Here is a 19,972-nt window from a genome sequence, read left to right on the forward strand (position 1 = left end):
TCCGAGCGGCGGCTACAGCAGCCCGGCGGCGGCCAGCAGCTTGCCGATCCGGCCGGTCTCGTCGTCGTTCAGCGGGATCTGCGGCAGCGCGGTGAGCGGGCAGTCGATGACGCCCCGCAGGTGCAGGGCGGCCTTGAACGCGCCCAGCCCCGCCGAGCTGCCGCCCATGCGGCCCGCGCCGACCCGGACGATCTCGAACAGCCTGACCAGGCGTTCCTGCTCGGCCCTGGCCGCCGCCCAGTCGCCGCGGGTGGCGGCCCGGTACAGCTCGGCGTACCCGTGGGGGTCGACGTTGCCGAGGCCGGGGACGACGCCGTCGGCGCCCATCCACAGCGCGGAGTCCACGGTCACCTCCGACCCGGTGAGCACGCTGAACGGCGCCCGGCGGCCCAGGATGACCTGGCGCAGCCCGCCGTCGTCGCCGCTGGAGTCCTTGACCCCGGCGAGCGCGCCCTCGGCGGCCAGGTCGAGCAGCAGGTCGGCGCTCAGCTTGGTGTGGACGCTGACCGGCAGGTCGTAGGCGTAGACCGGCAGGCCGGTGCGGGCGGCGATCGTCCGGAAGTGGGTGCGGATCTCCTCGGGATGGGTGCGCGTGTAGAACGGCGCGGTCGCCACCAGCCCGGACGCCCCCGCCGCCGCCGCGACGCGGGCGTGTTCGAGCACCCGCGGCGTGGTCATGTCGATCACCCCGGCCAGCACCGGCACCTGGCCGCCGACGTGCCCGACGACCGTGTCCAGCACCACCCGCCGCTGGGCGTCGGTCAGGTAGGCCACCTCCGAGGAGGAGCCGAGCACGAACAGCGCGTCCACCCCGCCGGCCAGCAGGTGGTCCACCAGCCGGGTCAGGGAGGCGGCGTCCACCTCGTGGCCGGGGGTGAACGGCGTGCAGACCGGGGGGATCACGCCGGTCACCGTCGCGGCCCCGGCGACATCGGGATCTGTCATGAGTGCTCCTGGATCAGCTCTAGGTCGGTGGCTCCGGCCGCCACCGGGTGGTGGCAGTGGAAGAGGTGGTCGTCCCCGGCCCGCGTGGCGGCGGGCATCTCGGCCGCGCACAGGTCGTCCGCCCGCCAGCACCGGGTGCGGAACGGGCAGCCGCTGGGCGGCCTGGTGGCCGACGGCACCGCGCCGACCAGCGGGATCGGCGTGATGGGCGAGATCAGCCCGGGGGTGGCCGAGAACAGCGCCCGCGTGTACGGATGCCTGGCCCGCCCCGGCACCGACCGCGCGGGCGTCTGCTCGACGATCCTGCCCAGGTACATGGTGACCACGCGGTCGCTCATCCGGCGCACGGTCTGGATGTCGTGCGAGATGAACACCATCGCCAGCCCGAGCCGGTCCTTGAGGTCGAGCAACAGGTTGAGGATCTGGGCGCGGACCGACACGTCCAGGGCGCTGGTGGGCTCGTCGGCGACGACCAGCCGCGGTTCGAGCGCGAGCGCCCTGGCCACGGCCACCCGCTGCCGCTGCCCGCCGGAGAGCTGGCCGGGCAGCGCGCCGGCCACGCCGGCGGGCAGGCCGACCAGGTCCAGCAGCTCGCGGACGCGGGCCTCGCGCTCGCCGGTGGTGCCCCGGCGGTGCACGTCGAGCGGGTCGCGCAGGATCCGCCCGACCGGCAGCCGCCGGTTGAGCGCCGTGGACGGGTCCTGGAAGATCAGCCCGACGCCGCCGCCGACCAGCGCGCGCCGCTCGTCCTGCTTCAGCGTCCACAGGTCGCGGCCGTTCAGGCGCACGTTTCCCGAGGTCGGACGCTGGAGCCCGACCAGCACCTTGGCCAGCGTGGACTTCCCGCAGCCCGACTCGCCCACGATCCCGACGGTCTCGCCGGGCGCGACGGTCAGCGAGGCGGCGGTCAGGGCGTGCACGCGGTCCCGCGAGAACAGCCCTCCCGACCGGGCCCTGTGCACGACGTGCACGTCGTTCAGCTCAAGCACGTGTCTCACTCCCTGCGAGTCCGGCCGCCGGGTGGTGGCAGGCCACCGCGTGCCGCCTGGCCTCTCCGGCCAATACCGGGGTCTGCGTACGGCACACGCCGGTGGCCATCGGGCACCGGTCGGCGAACCTGCACCCGGCCGGGAAGTCGGCGGGCGCGGGCACCACGCCGGGGATCTGGGTCAGCCGCTCGGCCCCCGACTCCAGCGACAACACCGAGCCGAGCAGCCCCCGGGCGTAGTGGTGGGCGGGCTCGCCGACCAGGGCGGCGGTGGCGCCGGTCTCGACGATCTGGCCTCCGTACATGACGACGACGCGGTCGGTGACGTCGGCGACCAGGGCCAGGTCGTGCGAGACCAGGATCAGCGCGAACCCCAGCTCCTCGCGCAGCCGCAGCAGCAGCTCGATGACCTGCGCCTGGACGGTCACGTCGAGCGCGGTCGTCGGCTCGTCGGCGACGATCAGCTTGGGGTCGCGGGAGAGCGCCATCGCGATCAGCACCCGCTGCCGCTGGCCGCCCGACAGCTCGTGCGGATAGGCCGACAGGATGCGGCGGGCGTCGAGGCCGACGAGTTCCAGCAGCTCGGCCGGGGTGCGCCGGCCGCCCCTGCGGGCGAGCTGCCTGAGCTGGGCCCTGATGGTCATGGCCGGGTTGAGCGAGGACAGCGCGTCCTGGTAGATCATCGCCATCTCGTGGCCGAGCAGGCGGCGGCGGGCCCGGCGCGGCAGCGCGAGCAGTTCCTGCTGGTCGAAGCGCACGTGGCCGCCAACCCGGGCCTGGCGCGGTTGCAGGCCCATGACGGTCAGGGCGGTCAGCGACTTGCCGCAGCCGGACTCGCCGACCAGGCCGACGACCTCGCCGGGCCAGACCTCGAAGCCGATGCCGTCCACGATGTCCACGCCGGTGTCGAAGCCGATTCTCAGGCGTTCGACGCTGAGGATCGGCTGTCCCTCGGGCAGCGGGCGGGCGCGTCCGGCCAGCCGGCGGGCGGCCTCGGCCAGGCCGGGCAGCTCGACGACCTGGCCGGCGCCGGGGGCGGCCTGCTCGTAGGCGTCGTCCTTCCTGGGTGCGGCCCTGCGCGCCGGGGCGGCCCAGGCGTCGGCGATGCCCTCGGACAGGACGTTCAGGGCCAGCACGGTGATCAGGATCAGCAGGCCGGGGAAGACCGTGGCCCACCAGCCGCCGAGCAGCACCAGGTTCTTGCCGTCGGCGATGACGCTGCCCCACGACGGGTCCGGCGGCCGTACGCCGGCGCCGATGAACGACAGCGACGCCTCGAACACGATCGCGTCGGCCACCATCACCGTGCAGAACACCAGCACGGGCGCCGCGCAGTTGACCGCGACGTGCCGCAGCACGATGTACGGCGTACGCGCGCCGATGACGCGCTCGGCCGCCACGTAGTCCTCGCCGTACTGGGCGATCACGTTGGCCCGCACGACCCTGGCCACGGACGGCATGTAGAGGAAGGCCATGGCCATGACCAGCACCGGGATGCTGCCGCCGAACACCGCGACCAGCACGGCGGCCAGCGCGATGCCGGGGAAGGCCATGATCACGTCGAGCACGCGCATGACGGTCTCGTCCACCGCCCGGCGCGAGGTGGCCGCGACCGCGCCGACGACCGCCCCGGCGACCAGGGCCAGGCCGGTGGCGCCGAGGCCGATGATCAGCGACCAGCGGGCGCCGTACAGGAGCCGGGACAGGATGTCGCGGTTGGCGCTGTCGAGGCCCATCCAGTGGGCGGCCGACGGGCCGCCGCCGGCGGCCTCCTGGAAGTACGGCGAGTGCGGCGCGATCAGCGGCGCGAACAGGGCGGCCAGCACGACCAGGACGACGACGGCGACCGCCGGCCACGACGCCGCGGGCAGCCGCCGGAAGGCGGCGCCGGGCCTGCCGGCCGACGCGGTCAGGCGTTCGGTGAGTCCGCTTCTCATCAGGCGGCACTCCTCAGGCGGGGGTTGACCAGCAGGTAGAGGATGTCGACGACCAGGTTGACCACCATGAAGCCGATCGCAATGGTGAGCACGACGCCCTGCACCACGGCCGGGTCGCCGTCGCGGACCGCGTTGATCATGAGCTGCCCCATGCCGGGCAGGCCGTAGATCGTCTCGATGACCACCGTGCCGCCGATCAGGTAGCCGATGCGCAGGCCGAGCACGGTCAGCGGGTTGATCAGCGCGTTGCGCAGCACGTTGCGGCCGACCACGACGATCATCGGCAGGCCGCTGCCGATCGCGGTGCGCACGTAGTCCCGGTCCAGCTCCTCGACCATCGACGTGCGGATGATGCGGGTGAGCTGGGCGGCGATCGGCAGCGACAACGACAGCGCGGGCAGCGTCATCGACTGCAGCCAGCCGGTGAGGGAGTCGGCGGGGTTGATGTAGCCGCCGGTCGGGAACAGCCCCTCGCCGACCGCCAGCCACTGGATCATCAGCAGCGCCAGCCAGAACGCCGGGGCCGCCACGCCGACCAGCGACACGACCCGGATCGCCTGGTCGGGCCAGCGGTCGCGGAACAGCGCCGCGGTCACGCCGAACACCAGCGAGAGCACGACCGCCACGGCCAGGCCGAGGAACGTGAGCTGCAGGGTCAGCGGCAGCGCGGTGGTCACCGACTCGACGACCGGCTTCTTGGTGAGCACGCTGGTGCCCATGTCGCCCTGGGCGAGGTCGGCGACGAAGCGCGCGTACCGCAGCGGCAGCGGGTCCAGCAGGCCGTTCTCCTGCTGGAAACGGTGGATCTGCTCGGCCGTGGGGTTCGCGCCCTGGAAGTAGGCGTACTCGGGCTTGACGCCCGAGAAGCGCATCACCACGAACACGAACGCGACCACGCCCAGGACCAGCGGGATCAGGATGAGGAGCCGCCGCAGCAGCATCCTGAGTACGAGCGTCATGTCCTCTTGGCCTGCAGCAGATTGATGCCGGGGTACGGCTGGGCGCGGACGCCGGACAGCTTCTTCGGGTCCCAGGCGGTCATCAGCTCGTTGTGGACGACGGGATAGAGCACGGCCTGCTCGGCGACCAGGTCCAGATATCTGTGGATCTGCTCGCTCTTCTTGGCCTTGTCCGTCTCCTTGGCGGCCGCGTCCATCATGGCGAACAGCTTCTCGGCGTCCTTGCTGCCGTCCCAGTGGCTGTACTTCATCCACAGGCCGCCGGGCACGTAGTTGTAGTGCAGGATCAGGTCGGCGTCCATGCCGAACTGGTTGGGGTTCGAGGCCGCCGCGACCACCTGATAGTCCTGGAACTGGTCCATCTTGGTGAACAGCGCGGCCGTGTCCTGCGGCTCCAGCGTCGTCTTGACCCCGACCGCCTCCCAGGAGGCGGCGATGGTGGGCAGGCAGTCGGCGATCCAGCTCACGTTGACGGCCATGAGGTTGACCGTCAGGTTCGTCACGCCCGCCTCCTTCAGCAGCGCCTTGGCCTTGTCGGGGTCGTGGTCGTAGACGACCGAGGCGCGCCGGTGGTCGGGGTGGCCCTCGTTGAGGAAGGAGCTGGCGGCCGTGCCGTGGCCCTTGAGCGCCACGTCGATCATCTTCTGCTTGTCGATGGCGTAGTGCAGGGCCTGGCGGACGCGTACGTCGTCGAAGGGCTTGGCGGCGGTGTTGAACATCAGGAACATGTGGTTCATGCCCTTGCCGCCCTCGACCGTGAGGCCCTGCTGCTTGAGCTGGTCGACGTTGGCGTACGGGATGTTGTCGGCGATCTGCGCCTCGGCCGAGCCGCCGGAGATCTTGGCCACCCGGGCGGAGGCGTCCACGATGGTCAGCCAGTTCATCTTCCTGACGGTGGCCGGGCGGGGGCCGTTGTAGCCGTCGAACGCCTCGAAGGAGGTGTTGGATTTGGGGTTGTGCGCCGTCTGCCTGTACGGCCCGGAGCCGACCGCCATGCCGCTCTTGGCCTTGTCCCACGCGCCCGCCTGGCTGAACACGTGCTTCGGCATGATCTTGGCGATGGTCAGCCGGGGGGCCGCGTCGGGGAAGGGGAACTTCAGGACCAGCTCCACGGTCCGGTCGTCCACCTTCTTCACCTCCTGGAGCCAGGGCTTGAAGAAGTTTCCGGTCAGCACGTTGTCGGGGCCGAGGATGCGCTCGAAGGTGAAGATCACGTCGTCGGCGGTGACCGGCTGCCCGTCGTGCCACTTGGCGCCCTCGCGCAGGGCGAACGTCCACGACGTGGCGTCGGCGTCGGCGGGCAGCGCCGTCGCCAGGGCCGGGTACGGCTCCCGGGTGACCGGGTCGGTGTCGAGCAGCCCTTCGTAGACGTGGCTGATCCCGGCCATCGCGAACGCCGACGCGGTCTGCGTCGGGTCCCAGCTCTGGTCGTTGCCGTAGCCGATGACGGCGGTGATCAGGTCTTTGTTCGATCCGGCGCCGACCGAGCCGGTCGAGGCCGGGCCTCCGGAACAGGCGGAGAGGGTGGCCGCGATGAACGCCGCCGCACCCGTGGCCCCGCTGTAGCGCAGGAAGTCACGGCGGCTGAACTCAGAGCTCACGGATGCCTCCTGGGGGGAACAGGTAGAACGTAGGACATCCCATGTCCTATCTTGTGCGTAACGTGGACGCTAAACGCCAGAGCGTCTTGAGGTCAACAGAGGATTTCCGGAATGTTACCTACGATGAAAGGAAGCTTCATGGCCGCAGTCCCGCGTCCGGCACGTCCCAGTCGGGCCGTCGAGGCCCAGGAGGGCGTCAAGGACCTGATCGTCAGGCGCGGGCTGGTCGCGGGCGACCCCCTGCCCACGGAGTCGGAGCTCATGGAGGAGCTCCAGGTCAGCCGCAACTCCGTCCGGGAGGCGCTGAAGGCTCTGCAGGCGGTCGGCATCGTGGACATCCGCCACGGCTTCGGCATGTTCGTGGGCCGGATGTCGCTGGCCGGGCTGGTGGACGAGCTGGCCTTCCACAGCCGCATCACCCTGCAGAACGGCCGCAACCACCTGGCGCACCTCATCGAGATCCGCGAGATCCTGGAGAGCGGGCTCGTCCAGCGGCTCATCGACCTGGGCCCGGAGGCCGACCTCGCCCCGGTGGCCGACGTCATGGCCCGCATGGACCACGAGTCGCAGGTCGGCGAGGTCTCCCCCGAGACCGACCGGCTCTTCCACGACCTGCTCTACCGGCCGCTCGGCAACCCGCTGGTCAGCCAGCTCCTCGGCGCCTTCTGGGACGTCTACCACCAGCTCCGCGACCACCTCGGCGCCCCCGACGAGCCGCCCGGCGACGTGGCCAGGCGGCACCGCGACATCTACGCCGCGGTGCTGGCCGGCGACCGGGCCGCCGCGGTGTCGGCCGTGTACGCGCACTTCGACGGCGTGCGCAACCGGCTGGCCCGGCTGGGAGGCTAGTCCGGGTAGCGCGCCACGCGCCTGGCCCACGGCCGCCGCCACTCCTCGTACCACGCGGCGAACCAGGGGTGTGGCGCGGCCAGCGGCACGATGTGGGCGACGGTCTCGTGGTAGTAGCGCTTCTGGAACCGCCAGTGGAGGCGCTGCAACTCCTGCACGTTGCTCACCCGGTCGGCCAGCTTCACCAGCACCGCCTGCGCCGGGGCCTTGGCCAGCGCGGCCAGGTGGTCGGCCTTCGCGCGCCCGGCGGGCCTGGTCACCCAGCGGACGAGCCCGGTCACCTCCGCGCCGAACCGCCGGGCCAGCTCCCGCTCGGTGCACGCGGTGTCCTCCAGCACGTCGTGCAGCACGATCGCGGTCAGCACGTCGGGGTCGCGCACCTGCGCCCCGGCCACCGCCACCTCCAGCGCCTCCAGCAGATGCTCCACGTACGGCCGCCCGGTGGGACGCTGCTGCACGCCGTGCTGCGTCCGGGCGAAGCGCACCGCCTCGCGCAACCCCGTGACGGTCTGCGACGGGAGCGCCTCGCCCAGGGGGCCGGCGGCCTGGCCCCATGACATCCAGCTCGTGAAGATCTTCATCGGGCTCCTCTCGACGTCCTAGGCTGAGAATATGACCGAGATCGCCGTTCCCGACGGCTCGTGGACGTTCAACGGAGAGATGCTGCGCGTCGTCCCTGGCGGCGACAAGAACGTCCACGAGCTCCGCAAGGTGCTCGGCGAGGTCGCCGTGCCGCTGGAGGCCATCGCGACGTGCGCCTTCGAGCCCGGCCGCAAGGGCGGCCAGCTCCGCCTGCGCCTGCGCTACGGCGCCGACCCCCTGTCCGACCTCGTCGCCGGGTCGCTGGCCGCCCCCGCCGACCCGTACCGGCTGGCGGTGCCCAAGGAGCGCGCCGGCGCGGCCCAGTACTTCGCCGACGAAGTGCGCGACACCCTGGAGATCAACCAGACGCCCGGCGGCCCCTGCGAGCACTACCTGCTCCCCGGCCCCGCCATCCCCGTCTCGGCCACGGCCGGCGACGGCACGGCGATCTTCGACGGCGAGCGCGTCCGCCTGGAGTGGACGGGTTTCGCCAGCACGGAGAAGGAACGGGCGGGGTCGCAGGAGTTCCCGCTGGCCGAGCTGGTGGGCGTGGAGTGGAAGCCGCAGTCCGGCCTCGGCTACGGCACCCTCCGCTTCCGGCTCAAGGGCGACGGGCCCGGCGCGTCCCCGCAGAAGGACCCCCACTGCGTCTCCTGGGGCATCCAGCGCTTCGGCGGCGCGACCGCGCTGGTCGGGGCCGCGGTGCTGGCCCGGCTGCCGCGCGAGCAGCCCGAGGAGCTGGAGCCGGCGGCCTCCACCGGCGACGCCCACGACGCGGTGCTGCGCCGCCTGGCCGAACTGGGCGAGCTGCACCGCTCCGGGGTGCTGACCGACGAGGAGTTCGCGGCGGCCAAGCAGGCCATGATCCGCCGGCTCTGACCGGCGACCCGCCGTGACGGCGACCGGCCCGGAGGACGAGCCCCCGGGCCGTGGCCGGTCAGGCGGTCATCGGGTCAGCACCATCAGCGTGAAGAAGCCGGTGTACTGGCAGAAGTACGACAGGTAGGTGCCCTTCGCCTTGAGCTCCTTGCCCTTGGCGATGCACTTGGCCTCACTGCTGTAGTCGCCGTACTTGATCCAGGTGGAGGCGGCGGCCGAGGTGGTGGCGGAGGCGGCGGGCGCGGTCATCGCGGTGCACGTCGCGGCCAGGGCGACGGCCGCCACGGAGGTGGCGGCGGCGCGGGTGAGCTTGGACATGAACATCCCTTCGGGTCAGGGGTCATAGCGGAGAAAACTAGATCATTTCCCGCAATCATGATCATAATCATCCGCACGACGGCCCGCTGACGCCGCGCCATGACCTCCGGTCGTGATCATCGTGAGCCGGGAGGCATCGTCAGGTCAGCGCCTTGGCGATCTTCGCCAGGTCCAGCAGCCGGAACTCGGCGGGCTCGACCGCCGGTCTTAATCGGCTTGGCCGGCGTCCGTCCCTTGTGGGACGGTTGAGCGGTGTCCGACCAGCTTCCCCGTACCGTTGACGAGGCCGTCGAGGCGGAGCGGAACGGCCACCGGCCGCGCTACCTCTACTTCTGGGGCCACCGCCCGCCCCGCGACGGCGGCCCCGGCCGCGGCTGCCTGTCGCAGTGGTGGCCGGTCGCCTTCACCGAGGGCGGCCACACCTTCGCCTCGGCCGAGCACTACATGATGGCCCACAAGGCGTGGCTGTTCGGCGACGACGACAGCGCCCGCCGCATCCTCCTGGCCGCGACCCCGGGCGAGGCCAAGAAGCTCGGCCGCACCGTGCGCGGCTTCGACGAGGCCGTGTGGGCGGCACACCGGCTCGACATCGTCACCCGGGCCTCCCTCGCCAAGTTCGGCGCGCACCGGGACCTGCGGGAGTTCCTGATCGGCACCCGGGCGCACGTGCTGGTCGAGGCCAGCCCGCTGGACCGGGTCTGGGGCATCGGCCTGGCCGCCGACGACGAGCGCGCCGCGTCCGCGGCGACCTGGCGGGGGCTGAACCTGCTCGGCTTCGCCCTGATGGCGGCCCGCGACGAGCTGGACTCCTGATCAGGTCAGCACTTTTGTGATCTTCGCCAGGTCCAGCAGCCGGAACTCGGCGGGCTCGTGGCACCACACGTCAAGGTCCGTGCCGCGCACCTCCGGGCCGCTGACGGTGAGCTCCTCGCCGTCGTGGACGATCCGGGCCGTGCCGTGGTACTCCAGCTCCATCGCCACCCGTCCGCGGGCCTTGGGCGGCAGGGCGGTGGCGTACCGGGCGAAGACGTCGCGCAGGCCGTGGTGGGCCGGCAGCGGCTCGCCGGCGGTGGTGACCAGCCAGGCGGCGGCGCGTTCCGGGCGGAGCACCGCCTGCTCGCGGCCGGCCGGACGGGCCGGGGCGCGCCGGGGCCTGCGGCCGGTGACGGTGAGCGTGCCGTCGGCCTCGCGGGCGACCGGCGCGTACCCGGCCTCCCTGAGCAGGGCCAGGGTCTGCGCCGGGTCGAGCGCGCTGGCCAGGACGGTGGGCGCCAGCAGGCGCGGACGCAGCTTGGCCAGCCTGCGATGCGCGGCCAGCTCGGCCAGCAGGGCATGGTCGTCGCCCACCACGCAGCAGCCCACCGGGACCACCTCGATCTCCCCGTGCCGCCGGGCGACGTCGTGGATCAGGTACGTCAGGGGCTGCGGCAGCGGGCCGGCGGCCACCTCGGCCAGGGCGGAGACGAGATCGGCCGCGGTGTGCCCGGCGTCCAGGGCGCGGCGCACCGAGGCCGCGCCGAACCGCCACGAACCGCCGGGCTCGCGGTCGGCGGCCCGGTCGAGGACCTCCGTCAGGGCGGCGGCGGGCGGCCCGGTGACCACGGCGGTCAGGTCCGTCCCGAACAGCGCCTGCCGCCGGGCGCCGGCCAGCAGCCCGGCGGCGGCCTCGCCCACCCTCGGCCCGGACGGCGTCCGGAGTGCCAGGCCGGGCGGGCTGAGGGCGTCCGCGCCGAGCAGGCCCAGCAGCCGGGACTCGGCCAGCACCGCGAGCACGACCTCGCGGCAGCTCGCCCGCTGCAACAGCGGAAGATGCCAGCTCGCGGCCGCCGCCACCGCCTCCGCGTCCGGCACGGCCGCCACCTCCCCCGCCGCCACCTCCCCCGCCGCCGCCTCTTCCGTCGCCGCGCCGCCCGGGAGCAGCCCGAACACCACCTCCCGGATGACGCTGGACGGCGTCCCGGTCCCGGCGGGGGCCAGCGGGTTGCGGGGTTTGCCGTCGTACCGGCGGGTCGGGCTGATCGGCAGCCGCCACCACGCCTCGACCAGCGCCGCGTAGCGGTCGGCCGGCGACAGGCGCAACCACGCGTCGTAACCCCTGGTCGGCGAGACCCCGGCACGCCGGGTCTCGGTCGCGCGCCGGGCGGGCACCTGCGTGAGCGGGTTGGCGGCCAGCAGACCGGCGGCGTGCACGAGGTCGAGCAGCAGGCGGACCTCGTCCTCGGCGCAGCCCAGCCGGCCGGCCAGACGGCGCACCTCCTTGACACCCACGCCGCCGCCCTTCAGCTCGGGCAACGGCTGCGCCGCCGCGTCCTGGAGCAGGGCCGCGGCCCGGTCCAGGAGGCGGAGGGCGGCCACGGACGCCTCGTGCGCGACCAGCTCGGCGTCGACCGGCCGGGTGCGGATCGCCGGCTGCTCGACCGGCAGGTCGATCCGGTGGTCGGGCCCGCGCAGCGCGAGCGCGACCTCCATGGGCATGACGTAGGTGCGCTCCCAGTCGACGCTCCAGACGAGACCGTGGTCGCGGGCCCACCGCGCCGGGGTCGCCGAGCCCCGCGGCTGGTGCCGGCCGCGGGGCGGGAACTCGTCGAGCACCCGCGCGGGCCCGCGATCGAGGAAGTCGTCGAGCAGCTCGCGGGTGCCCGCCGGGGCGCGGGCGACCAGCCGGGCCAGCCTGCCGGGATCGCCGAGGGCCGCGGTGATCGACTCGATCAGCGCCGCCTTGCGCGGCGCGCCCGTGCCGCCCAGCCGCCGGTGCACGTCGATCAGCTCGGCCACGGTGACGTGCGCGAGCAGCCCGGACAGGTCGGGGCCCAGCCCCAGGGGCGTCGGCAGCGCCGCGGGCAGCCCGGCGGCCAGGTGCAGCGCCCCGCCCGCGCCCCGCCGTACGAGCGCGACGCGTTCCAGCCGGTCGATCAGCCCGGACAGGTCGGGGCCGGCGGTCACCAGCTCGGACAGCGGCCGGCCGCTGCGGGCCGAGACCAGGATCGCCTCCGCCAGCAGCAGGCAGGGCAGCGGCGTCCGGGACAGCGCCAGGTGCACCGACTCCGGCGCGTCGAGGCGCTCGGCCAGCTCGGCCAGCCGCCGCGGCGGCACGGGCCGCAACACGTCGGGCCGCGCCGCCAGCAGCTCGGTCAGCCGCTCGCGCCCCAGCCCCGCCAGCCACCCCGCAAACGTCTCGTCCACCGACCGATTGTCGCAAGCCGCGGGGAGCGAAAGGGCCCGAAAAGCAGCGAAACCGCCTGGTGAACCAGGCGGTTTCGGTGTGGTGCGCCGCCAGGGACTCGAACCCCGGACCCGCTGATTAAGAGTCAGCTGCTCTAACCAACTGAGCTAGCGGCGCAACAGGGTTAACTGTATCAGCCGCCGGACGGTGCCCGCACATCAGCCGAGCCGCTCCCCCAGCCGCCCGTACGCCCCCAGCACCAGGTCCCAGAACCCCTTGACGTCCACGGACGTCGCCACCAGCGCGTTCGCCGGCCGTCCGCGCAGGTCGAAGTCGGTGACGGTCATACCCCGCGTGTACGTCCCGGCGGTCTCCACGTTCACCACGGCCGGCACGCAGGTGAACAGCGACGGGTCCAGCACGTACGCCACCGCGCAGGCGTCGTGGATGGCCGGGCCGCCCTCGGCCGTCACCACGCCGTAGAACTGCGCGGCCGGGACCAGCAGCTCCGACAGCCGTCCGAGCGGCCGCATGCGGTCGAGGACGTCCGCGGTGACCAGGGCGGACAGGGTCACGTCGAGGCCGAGCTGGCGGACCTGCCAGCCCGCCTCGAAGACGATGGCCGCGGCCTCGGGGTCGGCCAGCATGTTGAACTCGGCCGCCGGGTTGTGGTTCCCCCGGGTGTACGAGCCGCCCATGATCACCAGCTCGCGGGCCCACTCCACGACGCGGGGCTCGCGGCGTACGGCGAGCGCGATGTTGGTCAGCGGGCCCACCGCGACCAGCGTGATCTCGCCCGGGGCGGCACGCAGGGCGTCCACGATGAAGTCCACCGCGTGCCCCTCCGACAGGGCGCGTACGGGGGCGGGCAGGACGACGTCGCCGAGACCGGTGTCGCCGTGGACGTGCCCGGCGCGGACCGTGCGGTGCAGCAGGGCGCCCGCGCTGCCGGGCGTGACCGGCACGTCGCCGAGGTCGAGGAACTCCCTGAGCGCCAGCGCGTTCGCGGTGGTCAGCTCCAGGTCGACGTTGCCGCCCACGGTGGTGACGCCGACGACGTCGAGGTCCGGGGAGCCGGCGGCGAGGGCCAGGGCGAGCGCGTCGTCGATGCCGGGGTCGCAGTCGATGAGAACTTTCTTCACACCCCAGGACAATACGCATCCCCGATGACAGACGGGACAGCGCCGTGGCCGGCTGCGGGCATGGATCGGGGCCGGGCAGTTCCCCCAAATCTGCCCGGCCCCGATCGGTGGCGGTCCAGGCCGACGTCTTCCCCCAAAAACGTCGGCGGTCCCGCACTCGCGGACCGCGGTCCCCCTCCGCGTCCGCATCGGTGAAGGTCTGTTGTGGCCTCTCGACCTGCTACAACGCTACCGAGACGAATGCAACGGTCGCGTCATAACGGGGTCGAATAAGCGTTTAATCCGACTAGGGAAGCTCCAATCGAACCTCTGTACCGTCCTGCAACGATCTGCTCACCGTGCAGTACTTGTCGTGCACCCGCCCGGCCACCGCCCTGAAGACCTCGTCGGCCTCCTCCGAGGGCAGCTCCACGTCGTAGGTGACCGTCACCGGCCCGAGCTTGTTCGGCTCGACCTTCTCCGACTCCACCGTCATGGCCAGGCGCACCAGCCGGTGCCCGCGCTTGGCCGTGAGCGGCTCGACGGTCACGATGTTGCAGCCGCCCACCGCCGCGAGCAGCAGCTCGACCGGGGTGAACACGCCCTCGTCGTCGCCGCCGCCGATCTTCACCTCGGCGCCGCGGGCGTTCGTGGCCCGGAATCCGCCGTCTTCTGTCCGCTCAACACGCACGTTAGCCATGTTTCAGACCTTACTCAGAAAGCTCTCATGTTCCTTCAGCATCGTCGTAGACATGGCTAGTGAGGTGAATGCGAGTCACGGTCCCATCCTCTTCTGGTGCGGGGTCGCGGTCGCCGAGTTCGGCGCGATCCAGCCGGGGTTCGGCTACCCCTGGCGGCCCACCGCCTACGCCGCCGCGGCGTTGCTCGTCGCGCTCGGCTTCGCCACCGTCAAGGCCGCCGACCTGCTCCGCACCGAGCAGGCCCGGCAGCGGCTGCGGCTCGGCGGCTACCTGGCCGGCGCGCTGCTGGTGGCCCACGAGCTCAGCTCCACCGCGTACGTGACGGAACTCAGCCGCGTCGGCTCGCTCCTGCTGTACGCGATGGCGGCGGTCATGGCGGTCCGCAGCCACACGGTCGTCCCGCGGGCCAAGGGCAGGGTGCTGATCGCGTCCGGCATGGCCCCGGAGACCCTGCGCGCCCGGCTGGCCGGGACGGACACCGTGGCCGTCTACCGGGCCGAGCGCGCCACCAGCGAGCTGCGCGACCTGGAGGCCAGGTACGGTCTCATCCTCGTCACCGGCGCCGAGCACGACCCGAGGGCCAAGGAGCGCATCAGCGCCTCCGGGCTCAGCCGCGAGATCCCCGACATCGCCGAGCGCGAGGTGGTCGTCGAGGGCCCGCGCCCGTTCACCCGGTACGTCGGCGGCGCGTTGTCACGCCTCGCGATCCCGAGGTCACAGGTCCATTTCAAACCAGGGCAAAAGGCTTAGCCCCACGTTACGGCCGGCGTGAGAGCGTGGGCAGCGGACAAGGAGGCCAGGTGACGATTTTCCCCGGAAGCGCCCGTGTCGACACGGTCATGGGCATGCCCGTCAGTGTGGACATCCGCACGGCTCTGCCGGCCCGAGAGCTCACCCCCCTGCTCGACGACGCCTTCTCCTGGTTGCGCTGGGTGGCCGACACCTTCAGCCCGGCCAAGGAGGACAGCCAGATCTGGCGCCTCAACCACGGCCTGACCCTCAGGCAGATCCCCGAGCTCGTCGAGGTCCTGCACCGCTGCGAGGAGCTGGGCGAGGCGACCGGCGGCTGGTTCGAGCACCGGATCAACGGCGTGATCGACCCGTCCGGCTACATCAAGGGCTGGGCCCTGGAACGCCTGTCGCGGGCGCTGTGCAACGCGGGCGCCGGCGACCACCGCATCAACGCGGGCGGCGACATCAGGGTGCGCGGCTCGGCCGCGCCGGGCAAGCCGTGGCGCGTCGGCATCCGCGACCCGCACACCGACGTCGTCAGGAAGGCGCTGTTCGCCCACGACCTCGGCATCGCCACCTCGGGCGGCGCGGCCGTGGTGGACCCGCGCACCGGGGAGCGCCAGCAGACGCTGGGCTCGGTCACCGTGATCGGCCCCGACCTCGGCGTGGCCGACGCCTACGCCACCGCCATGTACGCCATGGGCCCCACCCTGGCCAGGCGTTTCGCGACCGACCTGGCCGAGGCCGGCGCGTACGACACCATGATCGTGCTCCGGGACGGCCAGGAGGTCAGCACGCCGGGCATCTCGGGCATCGCCGCGGGGGCCCGCCTGGCCGGCTGAGCACCGCCCAGGGTCCAGGCGCCGAGCGTCAGGCGTCAGGCGTCAGGCGTCAGGCGTCAGGCGTCGGGATGATCGCGCAGGTATTCCAGGTAGATCGGGCGCAACGCCTCGCCCAGCTCGCCCTCGCCCGCCGCGAGCGCGTCGCTGAGCAGCGCGGAGACCCGGCTGAGGTCGTTGGCGGTCTCACTCTCGTGACCGCTCGCGGCCTCGGCGGCCGGGATCACCTTCAGCAGGTTCCACAGGAAGCCCAGATCCCCATGGCGTACGGCGTACCGCACCGCTCGGTCGTGCAACTCCGCCGCGGGCAACGAATCAAGACCATTAGCGTCCATCCCGCTCCCTTTCCCGACATGAGTCACAGGTAACCGCCGCCACCGTCCGTGGTCGACCGGCTTCGCGGGGTCGATCTATCGCGCCGGCCATCGCGAAGTGGGAGGATCAACCAGCGTGAGATTCATCATCAGAACCGTGGCCGCGGCCGCCGCCCTCTGGGTCGCCATCCAGCTCCTCGACGGCATCAAGATCACCGCCCCGGAGAACTCGGCCAAGTACTGGGGCGTCCTGCTCCTCGTGGCGCTGATCTTCGGTGTCGTCAACGCCATCGTGAAGCCGATCGTCAAGGCGCTGGGCTGCGCGGTCATCGTGCTGACCCTCGGGTTGTTCCTCCTCGTCATCAACGCGGCCATGCTGCTGCTGACGAGCTGGATCGCCGGCCAGTTCGACATCCCCTTCCACGTCGACAACTTCTATCCGGCCGCCTTCTGGGGCGCGATCATCATCAGCGTGGTCAGCTGGCTGCTCGGCCTGTTCATCCCCGACAACGACTGATCCCCCTCCCCATGCAGCTCAACGGCGCCGGCCTGACCTGCGCCCAGGTGCACGAAGCCGCCCACGGCCGGGCCCGGGTCACGATCGGTCCTCTCGATCGGGCCCGGGCCTCGTGGGCCACCGCCCAGGGGCTGACCGGCCCCGTCTACGGCCGCAGCACGGGCGTGGGCGCCAACCGGGACGTCCGGCTCGACTCCCCCGGCCTCGACCTGCTGCGCAGCCATGCCTGCGGAGCGGGCCCCCTGGTCGCGGACGAACGCGCGCGGGCCATGCTCGTCGTGCGGCTCAACCAGCTCATGGCGGGCGGCTCGGGCATCGACCCGGCCGTGCTGCCCGTCCTGGCCGAGGCGGTCGCGGGCGGGTTCACGCCGCCAATCCGCACGTACGGCGCGATCGGCACCGGCGACCTGACCGCGCTCGCCACCACGGCCCTGTGCCTGCTGGGCGAGGTGCCCTGGCGGCGGGCGGGCGAGGAGGCGGCCGGGCCGCGCTTCGCGCTCGCCTCCGGCGACGCGCTGCCCTTCATCAGCTCGGGCGCGGCCACGCTGGCCGACGCCGCGCTGGCCTGCCACCGGCTGGGCGCGCTGCTGGAGGCGGCCGTCGACGTGGCCGCCCTGTCCTTCACCGCGGTCGACGCCTCCGCCGAGCCGCTGGCCGCCGCCGTCCAGGAGGCCAGGCCGCATCCGGGCCAGTCGCGGGTGGCCGGACGCCTGCGCGGCCTGCTCACCCACGAGCTGGCCACCCGCGTCCAGGACCCGTACGGCTACCGCGCCTTCGCGCAGGTGCACGGCGCGGCCGTGGACGCGTTGGATCGTGCCACCGCCACCGTCGAGACCGATCTGAACGCCGCCACCGAGAACCCGCTCATCACCGGCACCCTGGCCTGGCACAACGGCAACTTCCACTCGGCCCCGGTGGCCCTGGCCCTCGACGCGCTGCGCGCCGCGCTGGCCCAGACGGCCCAGCTCAGCACCGCCCGCCTGGCCACCCTCATGAACCCCGCCTACACCGGGCAACTGCCCTTCCTGGCCGACCGGCCGGGCGCCTCCGGCCTGATGATCCTGGAGTACGTGGCCCAGGACGCCCTGGCCGAGCTGCGCCACCTCGCCACCCCCGTGACGACCGGGACCGCGGTGATCTCGCTGGGCACCGAGGACCACGCCGGTTTCGCCACCCAGGCCGCCCGCCACGCGCTGCGCTGCCTCGAACCGCTGGAGGTCGTGCTGGCCTGCGAGCGCGCCGCCGCCTTGCGGGCCCGCAAGGGGGCGCGGCCCGACGGGCAGCTCACCGACGAGCTGGACGAGGCGCGGGCGGCGCTTGCGCGACCGAGCCGCGCTCCCTGAGCGTCGGCTCCTGGACCACCCGGCGGCGGCGGGTGCCGCCGTCGGCCGCGGCCGCGATGAGCCGCACCGCGGCCCTGACGATGCCGTCGATGTCCCAGTCGACGGTGGTCAGGCCGGGGGTGAGCAGCCCCGACATGGGATGGTCGTCGTAGCCCATGACCGACACGTCGCCGGGGATGGACAAGCCAAGCTCCTTGGCCGCGGCGTAGACGCCGTAGGCGATGGAGTCGGCGAAGCAGAAGACCGCGCCCGGCCTGGACGTGGAGAGGATCTCGTGGGCCGCCGAGGTGGCCGCCGCCAGGTCGTGGGGGGCCGTGACGACCTCGATGTCGAGCCCCAGCCGGTCGGCCTCGGCCAGGACGTGCACGTCGGCCGGACGGTCGGGGGTGCTGGCCTGGGTGGGCGTGAGCACGGCCACCCGGCGGTGACCGAGGCCGGCCAGGTGTTCCAGGGCCAGCGTGACGCCCCGGCGGTTGTCGAAGACGACCTCGCCCGCCGTGCCCGCCAGTGAGTCGCCGATCGCGACGACGGGCAGCGACTCGCACAGCTCGGCCCAGAACGGCGCGGCCGGGTCGACCGGCTGCACGATCATGCCGTCGACGCGCTGGTCGCGGAGCTGCTGGGCGAGCACGCGCTCGCGGTCGGGGTCGCCGACCGCGTCGAGGATCAGGGCATAGCGGTCTTTCTCCCGCAGGCCCCTGCTGATGCCGACCGCCAGCGACTGCTGCCACAGGTCTTCGAGCGAGCCGCAGAGCAGGCCGATCATGCCCGTGCGGCCGCTGGCCAGGGCCCTGGCGATGGGGTCGGCCTCGTAGCCGAGCTCGGCGGCGGCGGCGCGCACGCGCTCCATCGTCTCCTCCGAGACCTGCATGCCGCGCAGCGCATAGGAGACGGCCGCCGGAGACAGACCGGTCGCGCGGGCCACTTCCCGAATCGTCGCTCTCTTCCGCGGCATCCCGCCAGCCTATTGCCTGCCACCGACAGAAGCCGGATTACCGCACGGGCTCGCGGGCTTCTTCTCGACCTGCCCTCGACGTGCGATCCGTTGACAAATAGGGTAGTGAAGCGGTTCACTGAACCGTATCACTGAAACGGTTCACCTGCTTGATTTCGCAGTACACTTCGTTTACCTGTAATCTCAGTAGGAAATAGAGGGAGGTGTGATCGTGAGCATCGACGTGCACCAGCACCTGTGGACGGGTTCGTTCGTCGCCGCGCTGCGCGCTCGCACCGTCCCGCCCCGGCTCGACGGGTGGACGCTGCTGCTCGACGGCGAGCCGCCGTACGAGGTGGATCCGGCCGACCACGAGCACCGGGACACGACCGGGCTCGACCTGGCGCTGGTGTCGATGTCGAGCCCGCTGGGCGTGGAGTTCCTGCCGCCGGAGGAGGCGTGGCCGCTGATCGACGCCTACCACGAGGGCGCGCTCGGGCTGGGCGAGCCGTTCGGGGTGTGGGCGGCGACCTGTCACAGCGAGCCCGATCCGGAGCGGCTGGCCAAGGACCTCGACCGGGGGCTGGCCGGGCTGCAGATCCCGGCCACCGCCGTACCGGACGACCGGCTGCTCGACGTGCTCACCGAGCGGGACCTGCCGCTGTTCGTGCATCCGGGGCCGGCCGCCGTGCCGCCGCCGCCGGGGACGCCGCCGTGGTGGCCGGCGCTGGTGCCGTACGTGCAGCAGATGCACGCTGCCTGGCACCACTTCCACGCCGTGGTCCGGCCCAGGCATCCTCGGCTGCGGGTGTGCTTCGCGCTGCTGGCGGGGCTGGCGCCGCTGCACTCCGAACGGCTCATCGCCCGTGGTGGCACTGGGCGCGGCCTGGTCGATCCCGGTTTCTACGTGGAGACGTCCTCGTACGGGCCGCGTGCCATCGACGCGATCGTCCGCGAGCTGGGCGTGGACGTCGTCGTCAACGGCTCCGACGCCCCGTACGCCACCGCCCCCGACCCCGGCCTCGGCACCGCCGCCCGCCACGCCATCCAGTCCACCAACCCCCGCCGCCTCCTGGGCCTCCCCCCACCATGAAGCCGCGAGGAAGCACCGACACCCGCCATGACCCGCGAGGGAGCGCCGGCGTCTGGAGGAGCGTCGGGAGCGCAGCGACCAGAGCGGGGGAAGACGCCGGCATGAGGCGACCGAGCCCGCCGAACGAAGTGAGGCCATCAAACGCGCGAGGGAGCGC

General features: G+C 72.7%; 20 protein-coding genes and 1 tRNA gene. 8 read left to right on the forward strand and 13 right to left on the reverse strand.

The window, feature by feature from the left end; translation table 11 throughout:
- Positions 1–12: 12 nt before the first annotated feature.
- The 5 genes from ACIBST_RS16150 to ACIBST_RS16170 are packed head-to-tail and all read right to left on the reverse strand — an operon-like array spanning position 13 to position 6,430.
- Complete coding sequence (locus tag ACIBST_RS16150) at positions 13–945, reverse strand: dihydrodipicolinate synthase family protein (protein ID WP_397172335.1); 933 nt, start codon at positions 943–945, stop codon at positions 13–15.
- Positions 942–1,934: an oligopeptide/dipeptide ABC transporter ATP-binding protein gene (locus ACIBST_RS16155; RefSeq protein WP_397172337.1), complete on the reverse strand. Its 993-nt coding sequence runs from the start codon at positions 1,932–1,934 to the stop codon at positions 942–944. Before ACIBST_RS16155 ends, ACIBST_RS16150 begins: the two co-directional genes overlap by 4 nt.
- On the reverse strand, positions 1,927–3,870 hold the full coding sequence (locus ACIBST_RS16160) for a dipeptide/oligopeptide/nickel ABC transporter permease/ATP-binding protein (RefSeq protein WP_397172338.1): 1,944 nt from the start codon (positions 3,868–3,870) through the stop codon (positions 1,927–1,929). Before ACIBST_RS16160 ends, ACIBST_RS16155 begins: the two co-directional genes overlap by 8 nt.
- Positions 3,870–4,829, reverse strand: coding sequence for an ABC transporter permease (locus ACIBST_RS16165; RefSeq protein WP_397172340.1), 960 nt, complete (start codon positions 4,827–4,829; stop codon positions 3,870–3,872). Before ACIBST_RS16165 ends, ACIBST_RS16160 begins: the two co-directional genes overlap by 1 nt.
- The gene (locus ACIBST_RS16170) at positions 4,826–6,430 is read right to left on the reverse strand and encodes an ABC transporter substrate-binding protein (RefSeq protein ID WP_397172342.1); all 1,605 of its coding nucleotides are present in this window, start codon (positions 6,428–6,430) and stop codon (positions 4,826–4,828) included. The genes ACIBST_RS16165 and ACIBST_RS16170 overlap by 4 nt, the downstream gene beginning before the upstream one ends.
- 138 nt (positions 6,431–6,568) lie before the next feature.
- Here ACIBST_RS16170 and ACIBST_RS16175 point away from each other — a divergent pair, with 138 nt between their 5' ends.
- Positions 6,569–7,279 (forward strand): FadR/GntR family transcriptional regulator, encoded by a 711-nt coding sequence (locus tag ACIBST_RS16175; protein ID WP_358288371.1) that lies wholly within the window; start codon positions 6,569–6,571, stop codon positions 7,277–7,279.
- Here the strand turns inward: ACIBST_RS16175 and ACIBST_RS16180 are convergent.
- The gene (locus tag ACIBST_RS16180) at positions 7,276–7,860 is read right to left on the reverse strand and encodes an HD domain-containing protein (RefSeq protein ID WP_397172344.1); all 585 of its coding nucleotides are present in this window, start codon (positions 7,858–7,860) and stop codon (positions 7,276–7,278) included. The two genes, ACIBST_RS16175 and ACIBST_RS16180, sit on opposite strands and share 4 nt — an antisense overlap.
- A 31-nt stretch (positions 7,861–7,891) precedes the next feature.
- Between ACIBST_RS16180 and ACIBST_RS16185 the strand changes: the two genes are divergently transcribed.
- On the forward strand, positions 7,892–8,740 hold the full coding sequence (locus ACIBST_RS16185; protein WP_397172346.1) for a DUF4429 domain-containing protein: 849 nt from the start codon (positions 7,892–7,894) through the stop codon (positions 8,738–8,740).
- 66 nt (positions 8,741–8,806) lie between these two features.
- Here the strand turns inward: ACIBST_RS16185 and ACIBST_RS16190 are convergent, their stop codons facing one another.
- Positions 8,807–9,058, reverse strand: coding sequence for a hypothetical protein (locus ACIBST_RS16190; RefSeq protein ID WP_397172347.1), 252 nt, complete (start codon positions 9,056–9,058; stop codon positions 8,807–8,809).
- Positions 9,059–9,310: 252 nt separating this feature from the next.
- Here ACIBST_RS16190 and ACIBST_RS16195 point away from each other — a divergent pair, with 252 nt between their 5' ends.
- Entirely contained in the window at positions 9,311–9,871 is a 561-nt protein-coding gene (locus tag ACIBST_RS16195; RefSeq protein ID WP_397172349.1) for an NADAR family protein, read from the forward strand.
- On the opposite strand, the gene ACIBST_RS16200 is transcribed toward ACIBST_RS16195, so the two are convergent.
- The 4 genes from ACIBST_RS16200 to ACIBST_RS16215 form a co-directional block, all read right to left on the reverse strand.
- Positions 9,872–12,241 carry a helicase-associated domain-containing protein gene (locus tag ACIBST_RS16200; protein ID WP_397172351.1) on the reverse strand — a complete coding sequence of 790 codons (2,370 nt, stop codon included), beginning with the start codon at positions 12,239–12,241 and terminating at the stop codon, positions 9,872–9,874.
- Between the two features lie 80 nt (positions 12,242–12,321).
- Positions 12,322–12,398: transfer RNA gene (locus ACIBST_RS16205), tRNA-Lys, on the reverse strand.
- Positions 12,399–12,439: 41 nt separating this feature from the next.
- Entirely contained in the window at positions 12,440–13,363 is a 924-nt protein-coding gene (locus ACIBST_RS16210; protein ID WP_397172353.1) for a nucleoside hydrolase, read from the reverse strand.
- 286 nt (positions 13,364–13,649) lie between these two features.
- Positions 13,650–14,042 carry an OsmC family protein gene (locus ACIBST_RS16215; RefSeq protein WP_352319472.1) on the reverse strand — a complete coding sequence of 131 codons (393 nt, stop codon included), beginning with the start codon at positions 14,040–14,042 and terminating at the stop codon, positions 13,650–13,652.
- Positions 14,043–14,094: 52 nt separating this feature from the next.
- On the opposite strand from ACIBST_RS16215, the gene ACIBST_RS16220 reads away from it, so the two are divergent.
- Both ACIBST_RS16220 and ACIBST_RS16225 read left to right on the forward strand, forming a co-directional pair.
- Complete coding sequence (locus ACIBST_RS16220; protein ID WP_397172354.1) at positions 14,095–14,793, forward strand: hypothetical protein; 699 nt, start codon at positions 14,095–14,097, stop codon at positions 14,791–14,793.
- A gap of 50 nt (positions 14,794–14,843) precedes the next feature.
- Positions 14,844–15,617, forward strand: coding sequence for an FAD:protein FMN transferase (locus ACIBST_RS16225; protein ID WP_397172356.1), 774 nt, complete (start codon positions 14,844–14,846; stop codon positions 15,615–15,617).
- 56 nt (positions 15,618–15,673) lie between these two features.
- On the opposite strand, the gene ACIBST_RS16230 is transcribed toward ACIBST_RS16225, so the two are convergent.
- Positions 15,674–15,949 (reverse strand): hypothetical protein, encoded by a 276-nt coding sequence (locus ACIBST_RS16230; RefSeq protein WP_352319467.1) that lies wholly within the window; start codon positions 15,947–15,949, stop codon positions 15,674–15,676.
- Positions 15,950–16,064: 115 nt separating this feature from the next.
- On the opposite strand from ACIBST_RS16230, the gene ACIBST_RS16235 reads away from it, so the two are divergent.
- Both ACIBST_RS16235 and ACIBST_RS16240 read left to right on the forward strand, forming a co-directional pair.
- A complete protein-coding gene (locus ACIBST_RS16235; protein WP_352319465.1) occupies positions 16,065–16,445 on the forward strand; it encodes a phage holin family protein in 381 nt (126 codons plus the stop codon).
- An 11-nt stretch (positions 16,446–16,456) separates the two neighbouring features.
- The gene (locus ACIBST_RS16240; protein WP_397172358.1) at positions 16,457–17,788 is read left to right on the forward strand and encodes an aromatic amino acid ammonia-lyase; all 1,332 of its coding nucleotides are present in this window, start codon (positions 16,457–16,459) and stop codon (positions 17,786–17,788) included.
- On the opposite strand, the gene ACIBST_RS16245 is transcribed toward ACIBST_RS16240, so the two are convergent.
- On the reverse strand, positions 17,730–18,713 hold the full coding sequence (locus ACIBST_RS16245) for a LacI family DNA-binding transcriptional regulator (RefSeq protein WP_352352106.1): 984 nt from the start codon (positions 18,711–18,713) through the stop codon (positions 17,730–17,732). The genes ACIBST_RS16240 and ACIBST_RS16245 overlap by 59 nt on opposite strands.
- 241 nt (positions 18,714–18,954) lie before the next feature.
- On the opposite strand from ACIBST_RS16245, the gene ACIBST_RS16250 reads away from it, so the two are divergent.
- Positions 18,955–19,815 carry an amidohydrolase family protein gene (locus ACIBST_RS16250; RefSeq protein ID WP_397172360.1) on the forward strand — a complete coding sequence of 287 codons (861 nt, stop codon included), beginning with the start codon at positions 18,955–18,957 and terminating at the stop codon, positions 19,813–19,815.
- Positions 19,816–19,972: the final 157 nt, after the last annotated feature.

It is taken from the genome of Nonomuraea sp. NPDC049684 (assembly GCF_044465345.1).
Lineage (GTDB): Bacteria > Actinomycetota > Actinomycetes > Streptosporangiales > Streptosporangiaceae > Nonomuraea.

What these genes read in the sequence shown, in the direction of transcription:
- ACIBST_RS16160 (WP_397172338.1), bottom strand. Translation starts at nt 3,870, where the DNA reads ATGAGAAGCGGACTCACCGAACGCCTGACCGCGTCGGCCGGCAGGCCC.
- ACIBST_RS16190 (WP_397172347.1), bottom strand. Translation starts at nt 9,058, where the DNA reads ATGTCCAAGCTCACCCGCGCCGCCGCCACCTCCGTGGCGGCCGTCGCC.
- ACIBST_RS16180 (WP_397172344.1), bottom strand. Translation starts at nt 7,860, where the DNA reads ATGAAGATCTTCACGAGCTGGATGTCATGGGGCCAGGCCGCCGGCCCC.
- ACIBST_RS16165 (WP_397172340.1), bottom strand. Translation starts at nt 4,829, where the DNA reads ATGACGCTCGTACTCAGGATGCTGCTGCGGCGGCTCCTCATCCTGATC.
- ACIBST_RS16220 (WP_397172354.1), top strand. Translation starts at nt 14,095, where the DNA reads ATGGCTAGTGAGGTGAATGCGAGTCACGGTCCCATCCTCTTCTGGTGC.
- ACIBST_RS16175 (WP_358288371.1), top strand. Translation starts at nt 6,569, where the DNA reads ATGGCCGCAGTCCCGCGTCCGGCACGTCCCAGTCGGGCCGTCGAGGCC.
- ACIBST_RS16240 (WP_397172358.1), top strand. Translation starts at nt 16,457, where the DNA reads ATGCAGCTCAACGGCGCCGGCCTGACCTGCGCCCAGGTGCACGAAGCC.
- ACIBST_RS16150 (WP_397172335.1), bottom strand. Translation starts at nt 945, where the DNA reads ATGACAGATCCCGATGTCGCCGGGGCCGCGACGGTGACCGGCGTGATC.
- ACIBST_RS16230 (WP_352319467.1), bottom strand. Translation starts at nt 15,949, where the DNA reads ATGGACGCTAATGGTCTTGATTCGTTGCCCGCGGCGGAGTTGCACGAC.
- ACIBST_RS16215 (WP_352319472.1), bottom strand. Translation starts at nt 14,042, where the DNA reads ATGGCTAACGTGCGTGTTGAGCGGACAGAAGACGGCGGATTCCGGGCC.
- ACIBST_RS16185 (WP_397172346.1), top strand. Translation starts at nt 7,892, where the DNA reads ATGACCGAGATCGCCGTTCCCGACGGCTCGTGGACGTTCAACGGAGAG.